The organism is Enterococcus sp. DIV1224, from assembly GCF_050555455.1.
Taxonomy (GTDB): Bacteria; Bacillota; Bacilli; order Lactobacillales; family Enterococcaceae; genus Enterococcus_B; species Enterococcus_B lactis.
Genome location: NZ_CP187859.1, coordinates 141,144 through 166,120, shown reverse-complemented (window position 1 = coordinate 166,120; position 24,977 = coordinate 141,144). Strand labels below are relative to the sequence as shown.

24 protein-coding genes, 1 pseudogene and 1 riboswitch are annotated in these 24,977 nt (G+C 39.4%); of the genes and pseudogenes, 7 read left to right on the top strand and 18 right to left on the bottom strand.

Features of this window, described 5'->3' with window-relative positions:
* Positions 1-31 precede the first annotated feature (31 nt).
* The gene (gene rpsO, locus IGK53_RS00835; protein WP_002289282.1) at positions 32-301 is read right to left on the bottom strand and encodes a 30S ribosomal protein S15; all 270 of its coding nucleotides are present in this window, start codon (positions 299-301) and stop codon (positions 32-34) included.
* Positions 302-550: 249 nt separating this feature from the next.
* Here rpsO and def point away from each other — a divergent pair, with 249 nt between their 5' ends.
* Positions 551-1,114, top strand: coding sequence for a peptide deformylase (gene def, locus IGK53_RS00830; protein WP_002293455.1), 564 nt, complete (start codon positions 551-553; stop codon positions 1,112-1,114).
* A 118-nt stretch (positions 1,115-1,232) separates the two neighbouring features.
* Here def and IGK53_RS00825 read toward each other — a convergent pair whose 3' ends face one another.
* From IGK53_RS00825 to IGK53_RS00805, 5 genes are all read right to left on the bottom strand, one after another.
* Complete coding sequence (locus IGK53_RS00825; RefSeq protein WP_002293453.1) at positions 1,233-2,384, bottom strand: hypothetical protein; 1,152 nt, start codon at positions 2,382-2,384, stop codon at positions 1,233-1,235.
* Between the two features lie 14 nt (positions 2,385-2,398).
* Positions 2,399-2,755, bottom strand: coding sequence for a hypothetical protein (locus IGK53_RS00820; protein ID WP_002293452.1), 357 nt, complete (start codon positions 2,753-2,755; stop codon positions 2,399-2,401).
* A 140-nt stretch (positions 2,756-2,895) separates the two neighbouring features.
* Complete coding sequence (locus tag IGK53_RS00815) at positions 2,896-3,417, bottom strand: transcription repressor NadR (RefSeq protein ID WP_002329731.1); 522 nt, start codon at positions 3,415-3,417, stop codon at positions 2,896-2,898.
* A gap of 2 nt (positions 3,418-3,419) precedes the next feature.
* Positions 3,420-4,262, bottom strand: coding sequence for a chorismate mutase (locus IGK53_RS00810; protein WP_002329732.1), 843 nt, complete (start codon positions 4,260-4,262; stop codon positions 3,420-3,422).
* Positions 4,255-4,980 carry an NAD-dependent protein deacylase gene (locus IGK53_RS00805; RefSeq protein WP_002329733.1) on the bottom strand — a complete coding sequence of 242 codons (726 nt, stop codon included), beginning with the start codon at positions 4,978-4,980 and terminating at the stop codon, positions 4,255-4,257. The genes IGK53_RS00810 and IGK53_RS00805 overlap by 8 nt, the downstream gene beginning before the upstream one ends.
* Before the next feature lie 175 nt (positions 4,981-5,155).
* Between IGK53_RS00805 and IGK53_RS00800 the strand changes: the two genes are divergently transcribed.
* The 4 genes from IGK53_RS00800 to IGK53_RS00785 all read left to right on the top strand — a co-directional run bounded on the left by IGK53_RS00800 (position 5,156) and on the right by IGK53_RS00785 (position 9,883).
* Complete coding sequence (locus IGK53_RS00800) at positions 5,156-5,452, top strand: hypothetical protein (protein WP_002293448.1); 297 nt, start codon at positions 5,156-5,158, stop codon at positions 5,450-5,452.
* 255 nt (positions 5,453-5,707) lie between these two features.
* Positions 5,708-5,882, top strand: a riboswitch (Lysine riboswitch).
* Between the two features lie 137 nt (positions 5,883-6,019).
* Entirely contained in the window at positions 6,020-7,612 is a 1,593-nt protein-coding gene (locus tag IGK53_RS00795; RefSeq protein ID WP_002329735.1) for an ABC transporter permease subunit, read from the top strand.
* Between the two features lie 12 nt (positions 7,613-7,624).
* Entirely contained in the window at positions 7,625-8,365 is a 741-nt protein-coding gene (locus tag IGK53_RS00790) for an amino acid ABC transporter ATP-binding protein (RefSeq protein WP_002293446.1), read from the top strand.
* 168 nt (positions 8,366-8,533) lie between these two features.
* A complete protein-coding gene (locus IGK53_RS00785) occupies positions 8,534-9,883 on the top strand; it encodes an amino acid permease (protein WP_002329736.1) in 1,350 nt (449 codons plus the stop codon).
* A gap of 548 nt (positions 9,884-10,431) precedes the next feature.
* Here IGK53_RS00785 and IGK53_RS00780 read toward each other — a convergent pair.
* The gene (locus IGK53_RS00780) at positions 10,432-11,649 is read right to left on the bottom strand and encodes an IS110 family transposase (protein ID WP_430604875.1); all 1,218 of its coding nucleotides are present in this window, start codon (positions 11,647-11,649) and stop codon (positions 10,432-10,434) included.
* A 255-nt stretch (positions 11,650-11,904) separates the two neighbouring features.
* Positions 11,905-12,495 carry a TMEM175 family protein gene (locus IGK53_RS00775; RefSeq protein WP_002329738.1) on the bottom strand — a complete coding sequence of 197 codons (591 nt, stop codon included), beginning with the start codon at positions 12,493-12,495 and terminating at the stop codon, positions 11,905-11,907.
* A 146-nt stretch (positions 12,496-12,641) separates the two neighbouring features.
* Between IGK53_RS00775 and brnQ the strand changes: the two genes are divergently transcribed.
* A complete protein-coding gene (brnQ, locus tag IGK53_RS00770) occupies positions 12,642-13,994 on the top strand; it encodes a branched-chain amino acid transport system II carrier protein (RefSeq protein WP_002329739.1) in 1,353 nt (450 codons plus the stop codon).
* A 38-nt stretch (positions 13,995-14,032) separates the two neighbouring features.
* Here brnQ and IGK53_RS00765 read toward each other — a convergent pair.
* From IGK53_RS00765 to treR, 8 genes and pseudogenes are all read right to left on the bottom strand, one after another.
* Positions 14,033-14,628 (bottom strand): annotated as a pseudogene (locus IGK53_RS00765) (hypothetical protein).
* 697 nt (positions 14,629-15,325) lie between these two features.
* Entirely contained in the window at positions 15,326-15,700 is a 375-nt protein-coding gene (locus IGK53_RS00760; protein ID WP_002289815.1) for a hypothetical protein, read from the bottom strand.
* A gap of 110 nt (positions 15,701-15,810) precedes the next feature.
* Positions 15,811-16,299, bottom strand: a complete 489-nt coding sequence (locus IGK53_RS00755; RefSeq protein ID WP_430604873.1) for a low molecular weight protein-tyrosine-phosphatase — start codon at positions 16,297-16,299, stop codon at positions 15,811-15,813.
* A gap of 52 nt (positions 16,300-16,351) precedes the next feature.
* On the bottom strand, positions 16,352-16,930 hold the full coding sequence (locus tag IGK53_RS00750) for a TetR/AcrR family transcriptional regulator (protein ID WP_002290530.1): 579 nt from the start codon (positions 16,928-16,930) through the stop codon (positions 16,352-16,354).
* A gap of 28 nt (positions 16,931-16,958) precedes the next feature.
* Positions 16,959-17,960 (bottom strand): Holliday junction branch migration DNA helicase RuvB, encoded by a 1,002-nt coding sequence (gene ruvB, locus IGK53_RS00745; RefSeq protein WP_002309786.1) that lies wholly within the window; start codon positions 17,958-17,960, stop codon positions 16,959-16,961.
* 12 nt (positions 17,961-17,972) lie between these two features.
* On the bottom strand, positions 17,973-18,575 hold the full coding sequence (gene ruvA / locus IGK53_RS00740) for a Holliday junction branch migration protein RuvA (protein WP_002309787.1): 603 nt from the start codon (positions 18,573-18,575) through the stop codon (positions 17,973-17,975).
* Between the two features lie 168 nt (positions 18,576-18,743).
* The gene (gene msrB, locus IGK53_RS00735) at positions 18,744-19,190 is read right to left on the bottom strand and encodes a peptide-methionine (R)-S-oxide reductase MsrB (RefSeq protein WP_002309788.1); all 447 of its coding nucleotides are present in this window, start codon (positions 19,188-19,190) and stop codon (positions 18,744-18,746) included.
* A gap of 76 nt (positions 19,191-19,266) precedes the next feature.
* A complete protein-coding gene (treR, locus tag IGK53_RS00730) occupies positions 19,267-19,980 on the bottom strand; it encodes a trehalose operon repressor (protein ID WP_002290526.1) in 714 nt (237 codons plus the stop codon).
* A gap of 222 nt (positions 19,981-20,202) precedes the next feature.
* On the opposite strand from treR, the gene treP reads away from it, so the two are divergent.
* Positions 20,203-22,191, top strand: coding sequence for a PTS system trehalose-specific EIIBC component (gene treP / locus IGK53_RS00725; protein WP_002329741.1), 1,989 nt, complete (start codon positions 20,203-20,205; stop codon positions 22,189-22,191).
* A gap of 84 nt (positions 22,192-22,275) precedes the next feature.
* On the opposite strand, the gene IGK53_RS00720 is transcribed toward treP, so the two are convergent.
* The gene (locus IGK53_RS00720; protein ID WP_002290524.1) at positions 22,276-22,836 is read right to left on the bottom strand and encodes a Maf family protein; all 561 of its coding nucleotides are present in this window, start codon (positions 22,834-22,836) and stop codon (positions 22,276-22,278) included.
* Positions 22,837-22,856: 20 nt separating this feature from the next.
* Complete coding sequence (gene mutL / locus IGK53_RS00715; RefSeq protein WP_002329742.1) at positions 22,857-24,965, bottom strand: DNA mismatch repair endonuclease MutL; 2,109 nt, start codon at positions 24,963-24,965, stop codon at positions 22,857-22,859.
* Positions 24,966-24,977: the final 12 nt, after the last annotated feature.

Genomic DNA, 24,977 nt, shown 5'->3' with positions numbered 1-24,977 from the left:
TTCATGTGAATCCCACTCTTTTTGACTAAAATTAACGACGCAAGCCTAAACGTTTGATCAATTCGCGGTAACGTTGAACGTCAGTTTTACGTAAGTAAGCTAACAAGTTACGACGGTGACCAACTTTTTTCATTAGGCCGCGGTATGAATGATGGTCTTTTTTGTGCACGCGTGCATGTTCATTCAAGTGGTTGATTTCTTCAGTTAATACAGCGATTTGTACTTCTGGAGAACCAGTATCCCCTTCATGGCGAGCATATTCGTTGATGATTTCATTCTTGCGTTCTTTTGAAATTGCCATTTCTTTCACCTCTTTCGATTATTCCCCTGCGACTGAGTAAAACGTTGGTGATTCGCTTAACCAAGTGGCAGGCCGTGCGCCTAGAGCACACAGCTATACTTTACCTGAAACCGGGCTGGAAATCAAGTGGTTAATCATTAAGAAAAAGTAGTTTTCAAACAATCTTACTACTACTTTTCCATTTTTGTGGTAAACTATAATGCGAAAATAGACTTGAATATAGTCTTTTAAGAAAGGGGTACATATTCCATGATTACAATGGATGATATCATTCGTGAAGGAAATCCGACCTTACGCGAAGTAGCAGAAGAAGTTTCTCTTCCATTAAGCGAAGAAGATATCTCTTTAGGAAAAGAGATGCTTGAGTTCTTAAAAAACAGCCAAGATCCAATCAAAGCTGAAGAATTGCACTTACGAGGCGGTGTTGGCTTAGCTGCACCTCAATTAGATATTTCTAAAAGAATCATTGCTGTTCACGTACCAAGTGCAGACCCAGAGGTAGATGAACCTTCTCTAAGTACTGTTATGTATAATCCTAAAATTTTGAGCCATTCTGTTCAAGATGCTTGTTTAGGGGAAGGTGAAGGCTGTTTATCTGTTGACCGAGAAGTACCAGGATATGTCGTTCGCCATGCCAAAATCACTGTGTCTTATTATGATATGAATGGTGAAAAACACAAGATTCGTTTGAAGAATTATGAATCGATCGTCGTTCAACATGAAATCGACCATATCAACGGTGTGATGTTCTATGACCACATCAACGATCAAAATCCATTTGCATTAAAAGAAGGCGTATTGGTGATCGAGTAGAGACTTGGATTGATCCTTCGATTCTATGGCATAAGAAAGCTTTATAAAAGGGAAGTGACAGAAAATCGTCACTTCCCTTTTTATGTTTTGTCACTGACTGAAATCAAAATTACTAAAATCAAAATTCAGCATACGGCTGTGTCTTGGATAGAGATAAATTTTTATTGGGGATTATATGTTTTTTATCTCCTAAAAGATAGCTTTTATGTTTCGTTGCGCCTTCTTGGAGTTGGTTTAACCTCTGTTTTCTTGAATTTAGTGTTGCTATGCCCGTTGTTTGGGTGCGATTGTCTAGAACCTGTCCTGAGTTACTGTCTTGCCGATTTTCCCATGACTTTATTAACTGTCCCACTCGCTTCTTCCCTTGATTTTTATCGGTCTCTTGCTTCAATCCCTCTCTGTTTTCCCAAGAATCTACTTTTACCAACGGTTTTTCTGTTCGTGTATTCATACGCACGTTTTGTTTTGTTGGACTATTTGGTTGCCGATTGTTTAATTGATCATCCGCTTTATGTTGTACATTAGCTGCTGTTATGAAATCTGACAGCGGCTTTTGGTGATGGCGAGAAGCTAAATCAGTTAGTTGCGCTGACTTGTTTGGATGTAACCCTTTTGACTGAGTCGACTGTCCCACTGGTCTTAGGTCCATGCCAAAGTCGTTGACAGATATTTTCCATAATTCAGGGTTCCTATCCATATACATCTTTTTATCATCTTTCTTGTCTATGCTTTCATCTCTTTCTTTCGAGAAAGGCTTTGTCTGTTCTGATGTAGCAAAATTGATGTTTTCCAGCGGAGTCTCACGTTCTGCCTTTGTATCAGAAGCCTCTTGTTGCCGAGTGATCACTGAATGCTTTTGCTCATTGGATAGGTCTTTTAGTTGTTGGGTGGGTTCCTTCTTAGCTACTTGAGTTGGAGCTAGTGTAAGACACGTTGTTTGACATTCCTCTTGCCACACCGTAGCAAGATCTTCGTCTCTTTCCCAAGGCATCTTTTCAACGAACTCTTTTTGCTCGTTATATAAATAAATCTTCCCCTCTAATCCTTCATTGTTGTGATATACATATCGGAGTACTTGACTAGAGTAGCTTCCTTCCACTCCATTAGCAATGTTACATTCCATCTCGTACACACTTTCTTGCCAATCTTCTACTATCATTATTAATTCAGTAGCATCCACACCACCATCAGCTGCATCCATTGCATGTAAAAATTCTGGATCATAGTAAAGGTTCAACTCAACCACTGGGCTTGTTTTTGCTACTTCCACGGCTATTTGTCCTCTCAAGTTGTACAAATAATCATCGAATTTTTTTTTTCAGAATCGATTGATTCACTATCAAAAGTTATATTCAGATTTTTACAGATATTCTCTAATTTAAGTTCTTCAAACTTTCTGCTAACCTTTTGGAAATCCTCCCATAAAGCCCATTCTTTTGTTTCAGGGGAAAGATATGCCGTAAAGTTTTCAAAGAATTGCTGTTGAATGTTCTTATCAGAAATCTGTGGTGCATGCTTAAACACAGTATCTGTTATAGCAGTTAAATAATTAGTGTAATGTTTTTCTTTGTACTGATCAAATTCCAATCCTTTGTCAATATATAAGCTGATTTTTTGTTCTTTCTGTTTATCAGTGTCCATCTTGAACATCTCCTTTTTTCTGACTTGTTAAAAAGTATAGAACAGTTTACTTAAACAAAAAGAACTGCTTTTTCTTGAAAATAAAAAAACTGGCGTTTAAATTCCGCCAGTTCTTCGGTGTTATTTTTTTATGGAGCTTGTTATCCTTCGTATAAGATACCTGCTTCAGCTAGTTCTTGCTTGATTGTTTTCAGCATATGCTTTTCTGGGTAGCGGATCGTATGCAGATGGATTCCTCCTGTGAGTTCGGATAATAAAGAAGCATTGCTTTTTTGATAACGTCTCATAAATGAATCGATGTCTTGTGGCGTTTTAATGTGCAACGTGCCTGTTAATTCACCGTAAAGCGGATGTTCTACGATCACATCAATGATTTCACCGCCATTTTCAACGATGAGTCTCAACTCTTCTTCTGTTTGATCTTTTCCATGCTGGACCGCGATTTTACTGATATGTCCAGTATTGGTTTCTTCTGTTTCAAGGATATAACCTCTTGCTGTTGCCACGATACTTTTACCTGCCGCTCGTAGTAAAGCAATATCACCGACAATAATCTGACGGCTGACTCCAAAAGTTTTCGCAAACTTGCTAGCACTCACTGGTTTTTCTGTATTTGCCAAGGTTTGCATGATTTGTTTTCGCCGTGCCTCTCCTTCGATCACACTTATTCCTCCTTCATTTTGTTTTGGTATTCGCGCGAGTGTTTCATCAAATCAACATATGTGTCTGTTATTGTTTCCTTGTATCCCTTATTTTTCAGCAGTTTAGCCACTTTATCCAATACTTGCTGCTCTCTTTTTTCATCATAAACTGCTTTGTTTCCTTCTTTTTTTACTTGTCCTATTTTAGTTACTGTATCCATTCTTTTTTCTAATAAAGCAACTAATTCTCGATCGATCGTATCGATCTTTTGACGTAATGTTTCAAGAGACTCTTCTAACGGTTCTTCCTCTACTGTCTTGATGATACGAGCAGGATTTCCTGCAATCACTACATTGTCGGGGAAAGATTTGGTCACGACCGAACCTGCGCCGACCACTACATTGTTTCCTAGCGTGACACCCGGCGTGACGATAACGCCTCCGCCTAACCAAACATTATCACCGATTTTTATGGGTTTTGCGTACTCCAAACCACTGTTACGTTTCACTGGATGTAACGGATGTGTTGCCGTATACAGCTGGACATTGGGAGCGAACATGCAGTTATCACCGATTTCGATTGTGCTGACATCTAAAAATGTACAGTTGAAATTTGCATAAAAATTCTCACCGACAAATATATTATATCCGTAATCAAAATTGATAACTGGCTCCATATAGATTTTTTTCCCTGTACGACCAAATGTCTCTTTCAACAATTGGGATCGCAGTTCCGCTGATTCGGCTTGGTTGATGATTTGGCTTTGACTTCTTGCAAACATACGGTCGGCAACCAGCTCAGGATCATTGGCAAAATAAAGCTCGCCTGCAATCATTTTTTCTTTTTCTGTTTTGAATTCAGTCATAGTCTACTCCTAATTCTTGTATTTTTTTGAAAACAACCGCTCCGTCTTCCTGAACAAACGTATAAGGTTCCGCTAAATAAACAGGCGTTTGATTGATTACTAAAATTTTGGCTGACGGTTGGCGAAATTGTACCAGATCACAAAATGGATGAACTTGAAAACTCGTTCCAACAATGACGACCAGCTCTGCTTGGCTGACGGCGTAAGCCGCCTGCTCAATGACTTCATCTTGGAATCCTTCACCATATAACACGATGTTCGGGCGTATTTGTCCGCCGCATGCTTGATGTTTGTCGCTGTGAAGATATTCTTTCCAGTCTACTGTTTGCTTACATTTTCGACAATGACATTGATACAAACTTCCATGAAAATTGACGAGTTGCGGGCTTTTAGCTTTTGCGTGCAACCCGTCAATATTTTGCGAAACGACCCAGACATTTTTTTCTTTCGCTAGCTGTGCCATTTCTAAATGAATAATATTTGGTTTTGCTTCAGGATGATAAATCTTTTTGACAAATTGATAGAATTTATCTGGTTCATTTACCATTGCTTGATGACTCAGCAAGTATTCCGGCTGTTCCATTCCGTGGTAGATTCCTGTCAGTGATCGATAATCTGGCACTCCAGAAGGTGTGGATACCCCAGCACCGGTCAAAAACGTGATTTTCTGATGAGTCAATATCTCTTTTGCTGCTTCGTCTACTGTTCCTTGTTTCATGTTTTGTCACCTCACTTTCCATTATAGCCCATACTCAAACAAATTTATTGTTGAAAAGTGTGAAAAATAGGAATAAAAAAGTGTGAGGGACATTTGAACAATTTATCACAATCCTCACTGACAAAAGAATGAAAACGTGTTACAATACTGCTGTATAAAAGTGAGGTGAATCGATATGTTACCATTCTTTATTTACTGGGGCGTTATTCTGGCTTGCATCGCCTGGTTAGCGTTAAGTGTTTATTTCTCTGTTTTTTACCTTGTACGCAAAGAAAATGGAAATCTTTGGGCTTTTGCTTTATTCAACGTGATTGCCGCCATTGTTTTAGCCATTACATTAGCCGTTTATCGAACATGGGGCTGGGGAATCACTCAATACTCAAGTTTGATTTATCTAATATTAGCCATTTACGGTGTCGTTGTTCTTTTGCAAGCGATCCTAGGACGCGAGCCAAAGAAAGCGGCTGCTTAAATAATCGAGGTGGAACTGGATGCAGAAAATTTTCTGTTTCAGTTCTTTTTTTATTGTGTTACATACATTTTTGTGTATAATTATACTATTGTTTGTAATGGATAGATGATTCACATTGTGATTGTTTTTTCGGTAAAAGTAAAGATTTCTATATTTATCAGTATTTTTTCAAAAAACAGCAGTTATAGATTGACAAAGCCTCTCGAGTATCGTAAACTTTTTTTGTATAAATAACTGAATACGAGATGCCTCAATCAATGAGGTAGAGGTCGCGAGAATCATTAACCCTGTGGAGTGAAGCAAACATGGAGAAGCAGGAATAGGGAGGATCGCCGAAATGTACACTTTTTTGCTTGAAGTGTATGTTGGGACGCAAGTTAAGAGCTTGCGGACTGTCTTAGCAGTGATGCTAAGTTGCGCTATGTTTTGTGAGAGGTTTATCACCTTATGGAATTTTAGCGGCCTTTTTATATCTATAAATCGGTCGCTTTTTATTTTTTCAGATAAAGCTTTACCGCATTTCATCTAGACCGCTCGTGTATCATATAATCAGAAAGGGAGAAAAAAATGAAAAAAAATATGGTTTCAGTTGCCGTACTATTTGCTTTTGTCTTCTCACTATTCAGTGTGGGATCTCTGGCAAATGCAGATGAAAAAACACCGAGCGATGAGTTTCGCGTAGGTATGGAGGCTGGGTATGCACCCTTCAACTGGTCTCAACAAACAGATGAGAATAACGCCTTGCCAATCCAAGGCCAAAATAGTTACGCCGGCGGTTATGATGTTCAAATCGCTAAAAAAGTAGCAGATGGTTTAGGGAAAAAATTAGTCATCGTCCAAACAAAATGGGATGGTCTGGCTCCTGCCCTTCAATCAGGCAAGATCGATGCGATCATCGCCGGAATGAGCCCTACTGCTGAACGACGAAAAGAAATTGATTTTACCGATCCATATTATGAATCACAATTAGTAGTAGTAGTCCAGAAAGATGGCAAATACGCAAAGGCAAAAAGTTTAGCAGATCTTTCTGGAGCAAAGATCACTGCTCAGCTAAATACCTTCCATTATACTGTGATCGATCAGATACCGGATGTGCAGAAACAACAAGCAATGGATAATTTCTCAGCCATGAGAACAGCGTTAGCTTCTGGAATGATCGATGGTTATGTCAGCGAACGTCCGGAAGGTGTAACAGCAACTAGTGTGAACAAAGACTTGGAAATGCTCGAATTCAGCGGTGCAGATGGCTTCCAGACAAACCCGGAAGATGTTCAGATTTCTGTTGGTATGCGTAAAGGCGACCCGGATATCCAAAAAGTAAACCAGATTCTTTCTGGCATCTCTAACGATGAACGAACAAAAATCATGGACCAAGCAGTCAAAGACCAGCCTGCTGCAACTGATAGTGAAGAAAAAACCGGCATCATTTCTGACTTCACTACGATTTGGAAACAATATGGCAATATGTTCTTACGAGGTGCTGGACTTACCTTGTTCATCGCATTAATCGGGACAGTTGTCGGTACCACACTTGGATTACTGATTGGTGTCTTCCGTTCGGTACCTGAATCAGGAAATGCACTGACTCGCTTCTTCCAAAAAATCGGAAATGCACTTCTATCTATCTATGTCGAAATATTCCGCGGAACACCGATGATGGTACAAGCAATGGTCATCTTCTACGGTCTGGCACTCGCTTTTGGTATTTCGTTGAATCGAACGATTGCCGCTTTGTTTATCGTCTCTCTCAATACTGGAGCTTACATGACAGAGATCGTCCGCGGGGGGATTTTTGCAGTAGATGAAGGACAGTTCGAAGCTGCGCAAGCCATTGGTATGACCCATGGCCAAACGATGAGAAAAGTTGTTATTCCACAAGTTTTACGGAATATCTTGCCGGCCACGGGGAATGAATTTGTTATCAATATCAAAGATACAGCCGTTTTAAGTGTAATCGGCGTAGCTGATTTGTTCTTCCAAGGGAACTCTGCTTCCGGTGCGAATTTCCAATTCTTCCAAACATTTACGATCGTCGGGATCATCTACTTAGTCATGACCTTTACGATCACCAGAATCCTGCGTGCGGTAGAAAAGAAAATCGATGGCCCTTCTGCTTACACAAAGCTTGAAGAAATCGACAATTCAAATTTGCAGGAATAAGGAGGAAGAATCATGAGTGAAAAAATTATTGAAATCAACCATCTAAGAAAAAGCTTCGGTGAAAATGAAGTATTGAAAGATATCAGCGTGACAGTCAACAAAGGCGAAGTTGTGACGATCATCGGTTCTTCTGGTTCTGGTAAATCTACTTTCTTGCGCTGTATCAATTTACTAGAAAAACCAACAGGCGGCGAGATCATTTATAATGGAGAAAATGTATTAGCTCCTAAATATAATTTACCTAAATATCGAACGAATCTAGGTATGGTTTTCCAATCCTTCAATCTCTTCAACAATATGAACGTCTTGGAAAACTGTATGTCTGGACAAACAACTGTCCTGAAACGAGATAAAGAAACTGCCAAAAAAGTAGCAATCGAAAATCTGGAAAAAGTTGGTATGGATCGTTATGTCGAAGCTAAACCAGCACAATTGTCTGGCGGGCAGAAGCAGCGTGTCGCAATTGCTCGGGCATTATCGATGAATCCAGATGTATTGTTATTCGATGAACCTACTTCGGCGTTAGACCCTGAAATGGTTGGTGAAGTGCTTAATACGATCAAAGACTTAGCACATACTGGCTTGACGATGCTTATCGTGACGCATGAGATGGAATTTGCAAAAGATGTATCTGACCGTGTCATTTTTATGGATAAAGGTGTGATTGCAGAAGAAGGTACACCAGAAGATATCTTTGTCCATCCGAAAGAAGAACGTACAAAAGAGTTCCTTTCACGTATTTTAAATGCTTAGGATCAATAGCTGATTGGGACAGAGAGCTGCGGTGTTTACCGCAGTTCTTTTTTTGCGCCTACTCGTAAAAGGTAAATTTCTGAAAATTTTGGAATCTTAGTTGTGTTTTTCAGAAAACTCTCTTAATATGGAAGTAATATAAACTTTTTTAGTTAGGATGATTTAAAAATGAATGAAGAGCAAGAACTGCAGCGTGGACTGAAAAATAGACATGTCCAACTGATTTCTATTGGCGGAGCGATTGGAACGGGGCTGTTTTTAGGTTCCGGAAAGTCCATCCAGCTAGCTGGCCCTTCGATATTGCTCGCCTATCTCATCACTGGATGCATCTGTTTTTTCATTATGCGTGCGTTAGGCGAACTTCTGTTATCAAACACTAATAACCATTCTTTTCTGGATTTTGTTGCAGAATATCTTGGCAAAAAAGCGGCTTTCATCACTGGTTGGACGTATTGGTTCTGCTGGGTATCGATTGCAATGGCAGATTTAACAGCCATCGGGATGTATGTACGCTATTGGGCACCTGGTGTTCCTCAGTGGCTTCCTGAACTGATTGCATTAGGTCTTCTTCTTTGCTTGAATATGGTGGCTGTCTCGTTGTTTGGTGAGTTAGAGTTTTGGTTTGCCTTGATCAAGGTTGTAGCGATCATTGCCTTTATCCTCGTAGGTGCTTATATGATCCTCACCCACTATACGACAGATATTGGCACAGCCAGCATCACGAATCTATGGTCTCATGGCGGATTCTTTCCGACTGGTGCCAAAGGATTCATCTTGGCTTTTCAAATGGTGACCTTTGCTTTTGCTGGGATCGAATTAGTTGGATTAGTCGCTGGAGAAACAGAGAATCCTGAAAAAGTGTTGCCGGAAGCTATCAATAATATTCCTATCAGGATCATCTTATTTTACTTAGGTTCTCTTTTTGTCATTATGGCCATCTATCCATGGAATAGCTTGAATCCAGATAATAGTCCATTTGTAGAGGTATTTTCGGAAATTGGGATCACGATTGCTGCATCCTTGATCAATCTAGTCGTATTAAGTGCAGCAGCTTCTGCCTGCAACAGTGCCATATACAGTACAGGACGTATGCTTCGTTCTTTAGCACAAGAAGGCAGTGCTCCTAAAAAATTCAAAAAGTTAACAACACATCATGTTCCAGGGAATGCTTTGACATTTTCTACGATCGTTATTTTCATTTCGGTTATCTTGAATTACGTGATGCCTAGTGAAGTATTCACACTCGTAAGCAGTATTGCCACTACTTGTTTCTTGTTTATTTGGAGTATGCTTGTCTACACGCATATGAAATATCGTAAAAGTATCATCGGCAAAAAAGCACATTCATTTAAAATGCCGCTGTATCCATTAAGTAATTATTTGGTCTTTCTTTATATGGCCTTTGTGTGTGTCGTCTTGTTCCTAGGAAAAGATACGAGAATCGCTTTATTACTGACACCTGCGTGGTTCTTGCTTCTCTTACTGATCTATCATATGAAATATGAACGTAAGAAGTAAGAAAGAGGTTGTGACAGAAGTGGTCAGCTTCAAGAAATAAGAAGGAATTGACGAAAATTGCTTCTTAAATTTTTGTGAAATTTCAGCTTATTTCAAAGAAGCTACTTCTGGAACACCGTGAACCAGAGGTTGTGAAAAAGACGCTTAGTTTCGAGTAGTAAGAAAAATTTTGTGAAAATGGCTTTCCACATTTTTGCATAGATTTGGCTTAGTACCGAGAAACTGGCTTTTGAACACCGTTTAAGAAAGAGGTCGTGAGCCTGCCGTTTCACTCTGAGTCACAAGGAGCAATTTCAAAAAAACAGCTTCTCATGTTTGTTGAATATTGTGACTTGTGACCGAGGAGTTGGCAGGAGAACACCGTTTATTCGGAAAAAGGGCTGTGACAAGATTTTTGTCACAGCCTTTTCCTACGATTAGTCAAGTAAAAGATGTAATAAAAATAGCTCGTAAACAAAAGCGAAAAAATCAAGGCACACCAAATAAAGCCCCGTTCGTAAAAAAATTTTCGATCTGGGCAAAGAAGTGGTATACTGTAAGTGGTCTAGTTAATGGTCCACTGAGACCGCGTACGCATAGTCGTACTCTGTATGTGCCCTAACCATAGCGTGCATACATTTCAGAAGCTTGTTCATACAAGCAACTGTGGCAACCTTATCTTTCTTAGGGATAGGTTGCTTTTTTAATTTGTAGTAATAATCGACAATATGATTAGGAGCTGCGCGTTGCTGGCGAATCATATTTCGAATGGTGAAGAAAATAATTTTCCGTGCTTTGGGATTACCACGCTTATTGATGCGGTCTTGGCCAGTATACTTACCTGAATGATACCGTCGGATGTCGATTCCGACAAAGGCATTCAATTGTTTATGGGTTTCAAATCGTGTGATATCTCCTAATTCACCGAGCAATAAAGCGGCTGTGAGTGCGCCAATCCCAGGGAACGTTTGGTACAACAAAAAGCAAGGAGAGCCTTCGGCTTTTTTGATCATTTGTGTCGCCAGTGCTTCTTTTTGTTCGAGTAAATCTTGGAGAAGTTCGGCGTAATAGATCGTTTTTTGACAGTGGATACTGTCTTTTTGAACAGCTGGATAGGCACACTGTGCATAGTGGATGATTTGATCTGCCTTTTGCTCGGCACGATTCGCGGAGATTTTTTTCCGTGTTTCGTTGATCAGTTTATTTTTTATTTTTGTCCGAGTAGATGCCAATACAAAATCTGGATGGGGAAAAAGACGGATCAATGTCAATGCGTAAGGGGTCAGCCTGTTTGAAAAGAACTGTTCAAGCTCTGGAAAAGTCAACTGAAGGCAGTTGTGTAAATCCATGCGCAGACGAGTGATTTTCTTCTCAATTTCTTGATAAAAACGGGCTAAATCGCGCATCTCTAAGTAAAAATTGCTTTGTACTTCTTTTGGCTGACGTTGATTTTTAAGATGAGTCTGTGCGATCCGATGGGCATCCGATTTATCTGTTTTCCAACTGCATAAGGTGTTTTCTTCCATCTGCTTTTTCGCTTCTAACGGGTTTAACAAACAGTAAGAAAAGTGATGATCTTGAAAGAACTTTTCGACTGGTCTGGAATAAATCCCCGTTGCTTCAAAAACAATCAATGGACGTTCAGGCAAGTGCTGGATCTCTTCGAGTAATGCATGAAATCCTCTTTGAGTGTGTTCGATCTCGTCTTCAAATAAGCAGGTGTCGTCTTTGTATAGGACACTGTAGCTGTGTCCCATTGAAACATCTAATGCAAGAATGTAAGGCATTTGTTTTCCTCCTTTTTAAGTTTTGAAAGAACTTTACTGCTTCATTTCGATTCCAATTTCCTATACACGGGCTCATGGCCCCAACATACGTAAACCTGATTCTAAAATGACAGTAAAGAAGTTCGGTTTTTGATAGGGACTCGTAGTCCTCAAGGCTTTGTTCGAACTTTCTTTCACTCTTCACTATAATCTAAAAATAGAAAATAGAGGAGAACATCATTCGTCAATGATGTTCCCCTCTAATCTTAGTATGTTTTATTTCCCCGGAAACAACCGCTGATAATAGGCATCTGCTTTTTTATAGGAAAAAATCCAAATACCAGATACGAAAAAACGTCCGAATAACCCAATCATCGGTACAAAAAGGATACCGGCAATCAAACATAAGTTAATAAACATGGAGATAAAACTTCGATGGTCCTTTGACAAAACTCTCACGACATGGGAATCTGGTTTATTTGCTTTCATGATTTGCCTCATCAATATACCAAAAGAAAAACTCCACATCGTGTATACTAAGACATAAGCCATCTCAGGCCAAAAAGCTTCAGGGTTACGCCCGACCCAACTAGTAACGGAAGGACATAAGGTCAGCCAGAAGAGCCAAAAGATATTCGACCAGACCACTCGGTAATTGATGCGTTCTGCCATCTGGAATATACGATGATGGTTCACCCAGATTACCGCAACAAATATAAAACTGATTGCATAAGCTAATAATGTATTTCGGATGACCCACAAAGAATGAAAACCAGATGGATCAGGAATCTTGATGTCTAATACAAGAACTGTCAAAACGATGGCCACTACTCCATCAGTAAATGCTTCTAATCTCGACTTTGTCACGATGATTCCTCCTCAGATGATTCAGCGCTTTTATTTTATCACTTATGTTATTAAATAACCATCGTTTTATATAGGAAATTTTCTGAAAATTGTTGCATATTTTTCGAAATTTTGTTACTTTTAAAAAAACCGTAAAGGAGTTATGTATGACAAAAAAATTATCATTTAAAGACTATCTTTTTATAGGCTCCATGCTTTTCGGTCTATTTTTTGGTGCTGGAAATCTTATCTTTCCCGTTCATTTGGGTCAAGAAGCAGGCGCTGCTACCTTTTGGGCGAATCTAGGTTTCTTGGTTACCGGTATCGGTCTTCCCTTCTTAGGGGTGATTGCCATTGGTGTATCGAAAAGCTCAGGTGTATATGAATTAGCAAAACGGATAAATCAAACATATGCTATGGTTTTTACCATCTTGCTTTACTTAGTTATCGGACCGTTTTTTGCTTTACCTCGCCTTGCGACCACATCTTTCGAGATTGGTTTAGCACCATTTATCGATCCTAGCAGACAGACGCTATATCTAGCAATTTTCAGTATTGTATTTTTTGTGCTGGCTTGGTGGTTTTCAAGAAAACCGACAAAGATATTAGATTATGTTGGAAAATTCCTGAATCCTGCATTTTTGGTTTTATTAGGGGCATTGCTTCTCCTTGCTTTTTTGAATCCATTAGGCTCTGTCAATCAAGCGCCTATTCAGCCAAATTACCAAGACCATGCTTTTTTCACAGGATTTACTCAAGGATATAACACATTAGATGCGCTTGCTGCTTTAGCATTTGGGATCATCATCGTTACGACGATTCAAAACATGGGTGTAACAAAACCTGCTGAAATTGCTAAAGACACGATCAAATCTGGTGCGATCAGCATTATATTGATGGGAATCATTTATACTTTGCTCGCTTATTTAGGTGCTATGAGCTTAGGTAGCTTTGCTCTAAGTGAAAACGGCGGAATCACGCTGGCTCAGATTGCTGATCATTATTTAGGCACTTATGGAAGTATCTTATTAGCATTCATCGTTATATTAGCTTGTTTGAAGACTGGTATTGGTTTGATTACAGCTTTTGCAGAAACATTCACGGATTTGTTCCCGCAAAGAAATTACGCCTTTTTTGTTGCACTTGCCAGTATCCTTCCCTGTTTAGCGGCAAATGTAGGCTTGACGAATATCATTCAATTTTCGTTGCCTGTTTTGATGTTCATCTATCCATTAGCAATGACATTGATTCTGTTAGTGTTGGTTGGTCCTTTGTTTAAGCAGCGTACAGCTGTTTATCGGATGACTACCTATTTTACATTGATTGCTTCGATTTTTGATGGGTTGAATGCCTGCCCAGAATCTATCAAGCAAACCCCTATCGTTCAAAATCTTTTACATGTTGCGGAAAACTACTTGCCGTTTTTCAAATTGGGGATGGGATGGATCGTGCCAGCAGTTATCGGTTTTGTTATCGGCCTGATTTGGAGTTTCGCTAAGAAAGAAGAAGTATTGGATTGATAAAAAAGGGGGAGCCGCCAAGGGCGGCTCCTCTTTCTTCAATCCAATACCAATATAGCATCAAAAACAGTAAATCGCTTTCTTTTTTCGTCATACACTGACCACACATAAGCACCATTCCAATAACGACCGTTATTATAATAATTCGTAAATTCATTATTCCAAAGGTAAATATGCAGATGATCTTTATCTGAGAAAAGACGATCATTCAACTGGTTAAATTCTTCTTCCGTTCCTGCCGCTCCTTGAGGCGCATCAAGAAAAGAAGCCCGATAGATACCATCCTCAGCCCAGAATGATTCAGGCGTGATTCTTTCGCCTTCATCATTTCTTTATTCACATAAATAGGATACTCTTTCATCTTGTCAAAAAATTGGATATCCGTATAGTTGATTTTTTCTTCTCTGAATTCGTAAAGTTTTTGTGCATATATTTTTTTAGAAACTATAAGCCCTTCTTTGCTCCACCATAACCTGGCAGTACGCAATCTATTTGAGTAATTGAGAAATTCTAAAACTGCCTCCTGATGACTATTTAGTCCGTCATACTCTTCTTCCTTGAAAAAAGCATACCGTAACACAGTCCAAGCACGCTCCAAATAAAAATCAATACTTTCTTTTTCTAATAGTTCCATCTTTTCTCTCCTTGTGTTCTTCTAACGGCACTCCTGATACACTAACAAATCTGACCCTTTCATCTGCCACGTCAATACATGTTTCTCTCGAATTTTATCTATCCATTTTTATTTTATCGCAACTATCAAGGCTTCTATTCCTATTATTTCTTTTTGAAGAAAAAATAGTTCTTGACTCATAGGAATCGCTGGATTTGTAAAAAAAGGCTGTGAAATCAGCGCCTTGGCTTAAGTATTAGAAAAGCAAAACAGCAAAATATAAGGAGCTATTTTACCGTTTTTTGAACTAATACCAAAGGGTAGCTGATTGCACAACGTGTCTTTTTATAGTATAAAATTTTAGACAAATACATGATATAAAAATAAATTTCGCAAAAAAACTTAACAACTTTCGAAAACTTTCGTCACAAAATATTCACAACTAATGACTATTATATAAGCATACCAACAAACAACCCTAACAACACTTTTTCATTTTTAACTCCTTATCCTGCTGGCTCCCCGGCTAGCAGGACCTTTTTTTATCAAAAAAACTTGTCCCATACAATCGATTCAACTAATCAACCGAATGCTGTCATGCTGTGATACTCATCGTAAAACGTTTCGTTTTATCGGTATCCGCTTAAAGCATTCGGTTATTTTTGATTAGTAATGATTGATGGTACAAGCTCATACGTGCTTTTCTATCTGGTATAAATTATTTTGATAACCGTTCCTGTTCTCCTGCTGGCGAAAGGATTGTTATTTTTTCAATTTGTTCTACGGGAACCATGCGGATCTGCTGCTCTTCGTTTTGTAGGCGAATCATTACTCGGTCTTTTTCGACCGTTTTTGTCGCCACCCAACCTGAGATCGTTTCATACTTGCTACTCAAACGATTCGCTCTTACTTGTAAGATAACTAAACTATGTTCAGTCGCAGCTTTTTGCAGCTCAAGAATAAACTTTCCTTGCAATCGTACATTCTTAGCATGTTCTTCAGTGTCATTTACAAAAGAATCAAAAAGTTGATACGAGGTATGAGTAACTAACTTCGTAAGCTTCTTCATTGGTGATACTGTCTCTTCGTTCATCGAATGGACTCCTCCTTTAGCTAAGAAAGTGTTACTTAATTAATCTTATTTTACCTAACATTTTACAAAAAAACAAGGAAATGCTCTAACGTCTCTAAAAAAAGAAAGCGCTAATTGTATAAACTGTTTGTTATTTTATTTTCATCCATCCAAATGTTCCACCAATGATCTAACCCTTCTGTGATCAATTGATATGTCTCATCAAAGTTATTGGTATAGTATGGATCGGGAACATTTTCTTTTTCTTTTCCAGGGATGCTACTTAAAAACAAATGGATTTTTTCCTGTGCTGAGCGTGGTGCTCTTCTTTTCAGTTCTTCTACATTTTCTTGATCCATGCCAATGATCCAATCAAAAGTTTCAAAATCGTGGGGTGTGATTTGACGAGCAACCATATTCGTCATATCCACATTTTCTTGGTTCAATATTTTTTTCGTTCCAGGGTGCGGTGTCTTTCCAACTTCATACGTACTTGTAGCAGCAGAATCCACAAAAAATTCTGCTTCCTTTCCTTCTGATGCTATTCGTTTCTTCAACAAGCCTTCTGCCATTGGTGAACGGCAAATATTTCCCAAACAAACAAATAAAATTTTTGTCATTTTCCCATCTCCTTTTAACGATCATGGCTTTTTCAACGAAAGATTATTTCTATTACTGTTCTTCCAACTCTTCTTTTGCATAAAGACGATAAGAGTATAATTCCGTATCCTTGGCTAAACGGAAAAGCTGCATAGCGATTTCCATCGGTGTTTCTTCATATTCATTCGTGATCCAATTGACTAACACGCCGCTGCAACCGTAAGAAAAAAAACGAGCATAAAATAGTTTATCTTTTGCAGAAAGCTGTCTTTCTTCATCCATTTGCTCAAAAATCTTGATAAAAGATTTTTGGATTAGTTGAGAGAATTCTTTTTGTAAAATTTCTTGGTCAGAAAGCACAGTATTTGCGTAAAACTCTTTCTTTTCAGCAATTGCTTTCAGCATTTTCAATGCTTGCTCTTCCCAATTATCAAGAGTAAGACATTGCGGGTCTAAATAATGCAAGGCATCCTCACAATAGACCCAACGAAGCAAATCGTATTTATCTGTAAAATGATAATAAAATGTTTGACGATTGATTTTTGCTTCATTTGCGATTTTTTGGACGCTGATTTTTCGAAAAGATTGTGTTTGGCACAAATCAATCAATACGTTTTTGATCAATTGTTTCGTACGTGTTGTATCACTCATTCATTTTCCTCCAATCTAAAAGCAAAAATCACATATGATAGTCGTAGCCGAAATGTTCATAAGCATAAGCCGTAGCCATTCGCCCTCTAGGTGTACGCTTTAAAAATCCTTTTTGGATCAAGTACGGTTCATACATATCTTCGACTGTTTCTCGTTCTTCTCCTATATTTACGGAAAGCGTGCTTAATCCTACGGGTCCGCCGCCATATAATTCGATCATCGTCCGTAACAATTTCTGGTCAACATAATCCAAACCAGCTTGATCGACTTGTAGCAAAGTAAGAGCCTGATCTGCTATAGGACGATCGATTTTCCCGTCTCCTTGAACTTGCGCAAAATCACGAACCCGTTTGAGTAAGCGATTCGCGATTCTAGGCGTTCCTCGCGATCGGCGAGCAATTTCCAATGCCCCTTCTTCAATGATCTCTGTTTGAAAAATATCCGAAGAACGTAAAACGATCTCCTGCAGATCCTGTTCGTCATAATATTCCATATGTGAAATGATGCCAAATCGATCGCGTAAAGGTGCAGAAAGCATACCTGCTCGCGTCGTCGCCCCAATCAAAGTAAAGGGAGGAAGAGGAAAATGGACCGGATGTGCGGTTGGTCCTTGTCCTACCATGATGTCTACATAAAAATCTTCCATGGCCGAATAAAGCATCTCTTCTACTACTCTAGGCAATCGATGGATCTCATCGATAAATAGGACATCCCCTGCTTCCAGTTCATTTAAGATCGCTACTAAATCACCCGGACGTTCGATAGCGGGGCCGCTTGTCGTACGAATGTTCACGTTCATCTCATTAGCAATGACCATAGCCATCGTCGTTTTCCCTAATCCAGGAGGCCCATACAACAGAACATGATCTAATGGTTCTTCCCGATTTCTGGCAGCTTCGATGTAGATCTGAAGCTCTTGTTTGACTTTTCTCTGCCCGATATACTGAGAAAGCAACTGCGGACGAAGAGATTTTTCCAAACTCAGTTCATTTTCGCCAGTTTCTGGTGATAACAAGTATTCATCTGTCATTTGGTCTCCTCCTTATTTTTTCATCATCAGCTTGAGTGCTTGGCGTAAATACTCATCCGTTGTCTGATTATCGACTTCTTTTAATTGTTTTTCTACACGTTTGATTTCTCTATCACTGTAACCAAGAGCTGAGAGAGCCTCCATTGCTTCAGATAGAGCGGTAGCGTCTTTTGTAGTTGCTTCATCGAATAGACTGAAGGGCGTATCGATACTCAGCTCACCAAATTTTCCTTTTAGATCCAAGATCATTTGTTGCGCCGTCTTCTTCCCTACCCCTGGAAATTTTGTCAAATAAGTGACATCACTGGATTCCACTGCTTGGATCAAACCGGAGTGGTCTTCACTTGCCATGATCGCAAGAGCACTTTTTGGACCGATTCCTGAAACACTGACTAATCGCAAAAACAGTTGTTTTTCTTCTAAAGAATCAAATCCATACAAAAGATGTGCATCTTCGCGGATCACCTGATGGACATAAATTTTTATTTTTTGATTTAGTTTGCTGCTGTAGCGGTAAGGATTTCCTAGTGCGATCTGGTAGCCGATACCATTGGTTTCTACTACTATGTAATAGGGGTTGATAAAGGTAACCACACCTGTCAGATATTCATACATATTCTAGTCCTCTTTCTTTTGCACACATACGTTCCCTTTATTGTAGCACATTTCACCTTGTGAAAAAAGGAGTCTGGGGAGCGTTTCTTTCAAATAGCAATCGCTTGAATAAAAAAGAGCGGACGATCGAGTGAATCCCCGTATTGTACCGCTCTTTTTGTATTTTCATTATTCTACCAGTGATTTGTATTCGCCATAACCGAGTTCATCCATCTTTTCATAGGGAATGAATTTTAGTGAGGCAGAATTGATGCAGTAACGCAGACCGCCTTTATCTACTGGGCCATCGGTAAATACATGTCCGAGATGAGAGTTTGCTTCTTTGCTTCGGACTTCTATTCGATGCATGCCATGAGAAAAATCGGCTTTTTCACGTACTTGTCTTTTCGCTATTGGTTTGCTGAATGATGGCCAGCCACAACCAGCGTCATATTTTTCCGCAGAGCTAAATAACGGTTCGCCGCTGACGATATCGACGTAGATCCCTTTTTCGTAAAAATCATCGTATTTTCCGGTAAATGGACGTTCTGTTGCATTTTCTTGTGTGACTGCATAAGCCATCGGTGATAATTTTTCTTTCAGTTCTTCTTTTTCTGGTCTTGTTGGTTTATCCATTAAAAATGCCCCCTTTGTGATCCTATCATAGCGCCAAAGCAGACAGATGCCAACAATTTGCTTTCTTTCGAATCATTTACACTTTTCGGCGCCGGGCAAACTCAACGAAACGGAATTTATCTAATCGGTGTACCGACTCAGAATACTCAAAACAGCGGGTATCTTCCAAATGAACAAGACTTCTGACGACTACTGCGTAAGTATCATCGTGAAGATCCATCGTTGTTTTCATGATATCTGTTACTTCTTCTACTGTGATTTCCTTTTGTGCGTAAGCAATCGTTAAAGAAAGCTCATTTTCAAAATATTCATAGATCGATCCTTGTGCTTGTACTGGGGTTAAATGAGGAACGATCTCCTTTAATAGATAATCAGTATCTAATATAACCACTTCACCATCGATTTTTCTTTCGCGTATCAAATGCCAGACAGGTGCACCAATCTCCCAGCCAGTAATCTCATTCAGTGCTTTTGTTACTTCTGTTTCTTCTAACGTATGAACGATCGTTTCACTTGGAATACGTTGGGTTTCCTGTAGCTCTTTATAGCTTGTCAGTCCAGAAATAGGAAAATCAAAGCGGTTTCGATCTAGTACGATCGACCCTTTTCCTTGTTTTTTTTGAATATATCCTTCCGTCGTCAAAAGATTCAGTGCTTTTCTAATTGTTTCTCGTGAAACACCGTAGATTTTGATCAATTGGTTCTCACTAGGCAAAAGCGAATGCGGAGGATATTCTTTCGCTAAAATTTTCTGTTCCAAATCTAAAAAAATTTCATTGAACTTGTTCATGTTTTTTCCCTCACTCGTTCTTCCATCATTTCTTCACTATACTACAGCTCTTTTTGTATTTCAATGTTCCTCTTTTTAAGAAAAGCTTATTTTATGCTTTTTAAAACGATATCATTTTTCTGGATGTTTTTGTATAAAACGCTTGCAATTCTTCCTAAAAAAAAGTATAGTAAACGAAGAAATAACTTGCATAGACAAGTTAAAAGAAAGGGGTTTATTGATATGGCAAAGTATCAAGCAGATGCCGAGAAACTGCTACATGATATCGGCGGAAAAGAAAATATTGCTGCAGTTAGTCATTGTGCAACTCGTATGCGTTTTGTCCTAAATGATCTTGGAAAAGCAGATCAAAAAGCAATCGAAGATATTCCTAGTGTGAAAGGGATGTTCACGAATGCTGGGCAGTTCCAAGTCATCATAGGAAATGATGTTTCTACTTTTTATAACGACTTCGTTGCAGTATCCGGAGTTGAAGGGGTTTCTAAAGAACAAGGAAAAGCAGCAGCAAAACAAAACCTTCATCCCGTACAACGCGCCATTGCCGTCTTGGCAGAAATCTTTACACCACTGATTCCTGCAATTATCGTCGGCGGATTGATCCTTGGTTTCAGAAATGTACTTGAAGGTATCCAGTTTGAAAGTCTTGGTGGAACGATCGTTGAACACTCGCAATTTTGGAATGGCGTCAATGCCTTTTTATGGCTGCCAGGTGAAGCAATTTTCCATTTTCTTCCAGTAGGTATCACTTGGAGTATTGCGAAAAAGATGGGTACTACACAAATATTAGGAATCGTTTTAGGAATTACATTAGTTTCTCCGCAATTATTAAATGCTTATAGTGTAGCTTCCACAGCTGCAGCAGATATTCCATTTTGGGATTTTGGTTTTGCTCAAGTCCAAATGATCGGTTATCAAGCACAAGTTATTCCAGCTATGCTGGCAGGGTTTATGTTAGCGTATCTAGAGATCTTCTTCCGCAAATATATCCCTCAGTCGATTTCAATGATCTTTGTTCCATTGTTTTCATTGTTACCAACTGTTTTAGCTGCTCACGTTATTTTAGGTCCTATCGGTTGGACAGTCGGAAGCTGGATTTCAACTATCGTAAATACCGGGTTGACGTCTTCTATCAGCTGGTTGTTTAGTGCTGTATTCGGGTTCCTGTATGCACCTTTAGTAATTACTGGTCTCCACCATATGACCAATGCGATTGATATGCAGCTGATTGCAGATTTCGGATCAACGAATTTATGGCCGATGATTGCTTTATCAAATATCGCCCAAGGCTCTGCAGTCTTAGCCATCGTCTTCTTGCATCGTGGAAACAAAAAAGAAGAACAAATCTCGATTCCAGCAATGATTTCTTGTTACTTAGGCGTAACTGAACCTGCTATGTTCGGGATCAATTTGAAATACGTCTATCCTTTCGTCGCAGCAATGGTCGGTTCTGGATTAGCTGGCATGTTTGCCAACTTGATGGATGTTCGAGCAAACGCGATCGGAGTAGGTGGGTTACCAGGAATACTAGCTATCCAAGCAGAAACATGGGTACCTTTCATCATCGCAATGATCATCGCTATCATCATTCCATTTGGCTTGACGATCGTCTTTAGACGCCAGGGAATCTTGAATAAGATTGATCCTGCTGTTCCTGAAAATGCTGCTGATGTACAGCTTCAAACAGCGAATGGTGCAACAGCAATGCCACAGTCTTTTGAACCTGTTTCAGCAACTGGTACGGCAGTTGCAACAAAAGAAACATTATTCGCAGTGGCTGCTGGGAACATCAAGGAAATTACTGAAGTAAATGACCCAGTTTTCTCACAAAAAATGATGGGTGACGGTTATGCTGTCGAACCGTCAAATGGCAAAGTCTATGCACCAGTAAATGGTAAAGTGACGAGTGTTTTTGAAACAAAACATGCCATTGGTATTCTTTCTGATGAGGGGCTGGAAGTACTCGTTCACATGGGATTAGATACCGTTGAACTAAAAGGCGTTCCTTTCACTGTATTCGTGAAAGAAGGAGATCTTGTCACACCAGAAACTCTGATTGCTGAAATGGAATTGCCAGAAATAGAACAAGCTGGTAAGAAAACTGACATTATTGTTGCTTTAACTAATAACGAAAAAGTTGCTGGTCTATCCCTTGACCAATCAGGACTTGTTCGCCCAGGCGAAGCAGTCGGTAACGCTGAAGTAAAATCTTAGTCAGAGTAGATAAGTAATCTTTTCAATAAAAAAGACGGGCTATCATGGATTTCAATCGAAAATCAGATAGTCCGCTTTTTTTGTTTAATTGAATGTTTTCAGTGCCTGATTGACAGCACCAATCGGAAACCCTACGATACTGTAGTAATCTCCAGAAATTTCTTTGACGAATACACTGGCAGCATTTTGGATGCCGTATGCCCCTGCTTTATCCGCATAGTCTCCCGTCTCCAAGTAACGATTGATTTCTTCATCTGTCAGTGGATAAAAAGTGACATGTGCTTCTGCTAGTATTCGTTCTTCTCGCTCCTTTGTTTTTAAAACAACTGCTGTGTATACAGTATGTGTTTCCCCGCTTAATTTTTTCAACATGACTTCAGCCTCAGCCATATCTTCTGGTTTACCCATGATCTCCTGGTTGAGAACAACAGTCGTGTCGCTAGCAATCACTAAGCTGTCTTTCTTTTCTTTTTGTTCCCAAACAGTTCGTGCTTTTTCTTCAGCCATTCTGCGTACATAATCGACTGGCAGTTCGTCTGGAAATGGCGTTTCATCAATATCAGCAGGTTCGATCTCGAATTCTGAAACGATGTGAGCCAATAACTCTTTTCTTCTTGGTGATTGGGACGCTAGTATAATCTTCATGTTTCCCTCTTCTCTCTGACTTAATGCGGATCTTGGATCCGTTTGAACATTCTTTCCATATCCGAGTTGGTAAAGTGAATCAATACTGGGCGGCCATGGGGGCAATTGAATGGATTTTCGCATTGTGCTAAATCTTTCAGCAGCACACGTGCTTGTGCTTCATTCAAATAATGGTTGGCTTTGATCGATCGTTTACAGCTCATCATGATTGCTGTTGCTTCACGGAATTTTTTTACGCTCACACTTCCTGTCGTCAATAGCATGTCGATCATCTCGCGAATAATCGATTCTTCTTCACCATTGGGATACCAAGTAGGATGAGCCCGTACAATAAAGCTGTTTTGACCAAATTCTTCTAAATAAATCCCTGCATCTTCTAGCAAATGCTTTTGCTCTTTTAGTTTCAAAGCATCACTGTTTGGATAGTCCAACACAAATGGAACAAGTAATTCTTGTAGATCATCAGATACTTCCCCAATTTTTTCCCGGAAATATTCATATTTGATACGCTCTTGAGCAGCATGCTGATCGATGATGTACAATCCGTCGCTACTTTGAGCAAAAAGATACGTTCCGTGCATCTGTCCAAAATATTCCAATTGAGGAAAACGTTGAACTGGTGTTTCCGTTTCTAGTTTCTTGATCGCTTGTTCTAATGTTTTGTCGTTTCCGTGAGTGAAATCAAATTCAGGATGCAGTGTCAATTCTTCCTCGTAAATCTGTTCATCCTCTTCTAAGTATATATCTATCTGTTCTTTATTTGTTTCTTTCGTGTTATCCACAGTAGGAATTTCTTTCTTTTCAGATTTTTCCACTGTTTTTTCTACAAAGTTATCAACATTTTCACCAAACTTATCCACCGTTTTCGCTGTTTTTTCTGGATAACTAGTGTTTCCTTCAGAAAAGCCAGAAAAGTTTTCAACATTTTCCACAGACTTATCAACAGATCTGTCAACAAATGTGCTCTTTGGTTCTTCTACAAAAAAGGTTCCTGTCTCTCGGTCAAAATTCAAACTACTTGGCTTTTTAGGTTTTTCTTCTTCAAAAGCATAGGACAAATCGATTTCGATTTGTTCCGTTTTAGGCTGATCTGGTACTTTTTTCTTGAACCGTAGATTATCCGCGGCACTTGGAATCAGGTTTTCTTGTGACAATGCTTTTTGAATGGCGTTACTAATTAGCTCTGTTAGTTCTTTTTCCTTCGACAACCGGACTTCCTGCTTCGTCGGATGGACATTTACATCGACTAAAAGCGGGTCCATCTTGATTTCCAATATAGCAATAGGAAAACGGCCGACCATTAATTTTGATCCATAACCTGCAACGATTGCTTTATTTAAGGAAAAATTCTTGATAAAACGTCCATTGATGATCGTCGATAAGTAATTCCGACTGGCACGAGTCACCTCTGGCAATGAAACATAACCAAATAACTCAAAATCTAGATCTTTTCCTTCGATTTTCAACATTTTTTTAGCGGTAGATAATCCGTAGATTCCCGCAATCGTTTGTTTCAAATCGCCATTTCCAGCAGTTGCCAACATTTTGTTTCCATCATGTACTAAACGAAAAGCAATTGTTGGATGACTTAATGCCAGACGATTGACGATGTCCCCGATGTTCGCTAATTCTGTATGCAGTGTTTTCACGTATTTCAAGCGGGCTGGCGTGTTGAAGAACAGGTTGCTGACGGTAATCTTCGTTCCTTGACGCAGAGGTGCTGGCCGATGCTCCATGACCTCGCCGCCTTTGAGCGAAAGATAAGTACCTTGTTTTTCTTCCTGATTCGCCGTTTCCAGAGTCATCTCAGAAACAGAGGCAATACTTGGCAAAGCTTCCCCTCGAAAGCCCAGCGTTCGTATGCGAAAAAGATCGTCACGATTATGGATCTTACTTGTCGCATGCCGCTTGAAGGCATTCACTACGTCGTCTGCCAAAATGCCTTCTCCGTTATCAATCACTTGGATCGTCCGCAGTCCCGCTTCTTCAACTAAGATATCAATCTGAGTACTACCGGCGTCAATTGCATTTTCCACTAATTCTTTCACGACGGAAGCTGGTCGTTCCACTACTTCTCCCGCAGCGATCTGATTAGCTAAACGTTCAGATAATTCTTGGATTTTGGCCATCGATATCCGCCT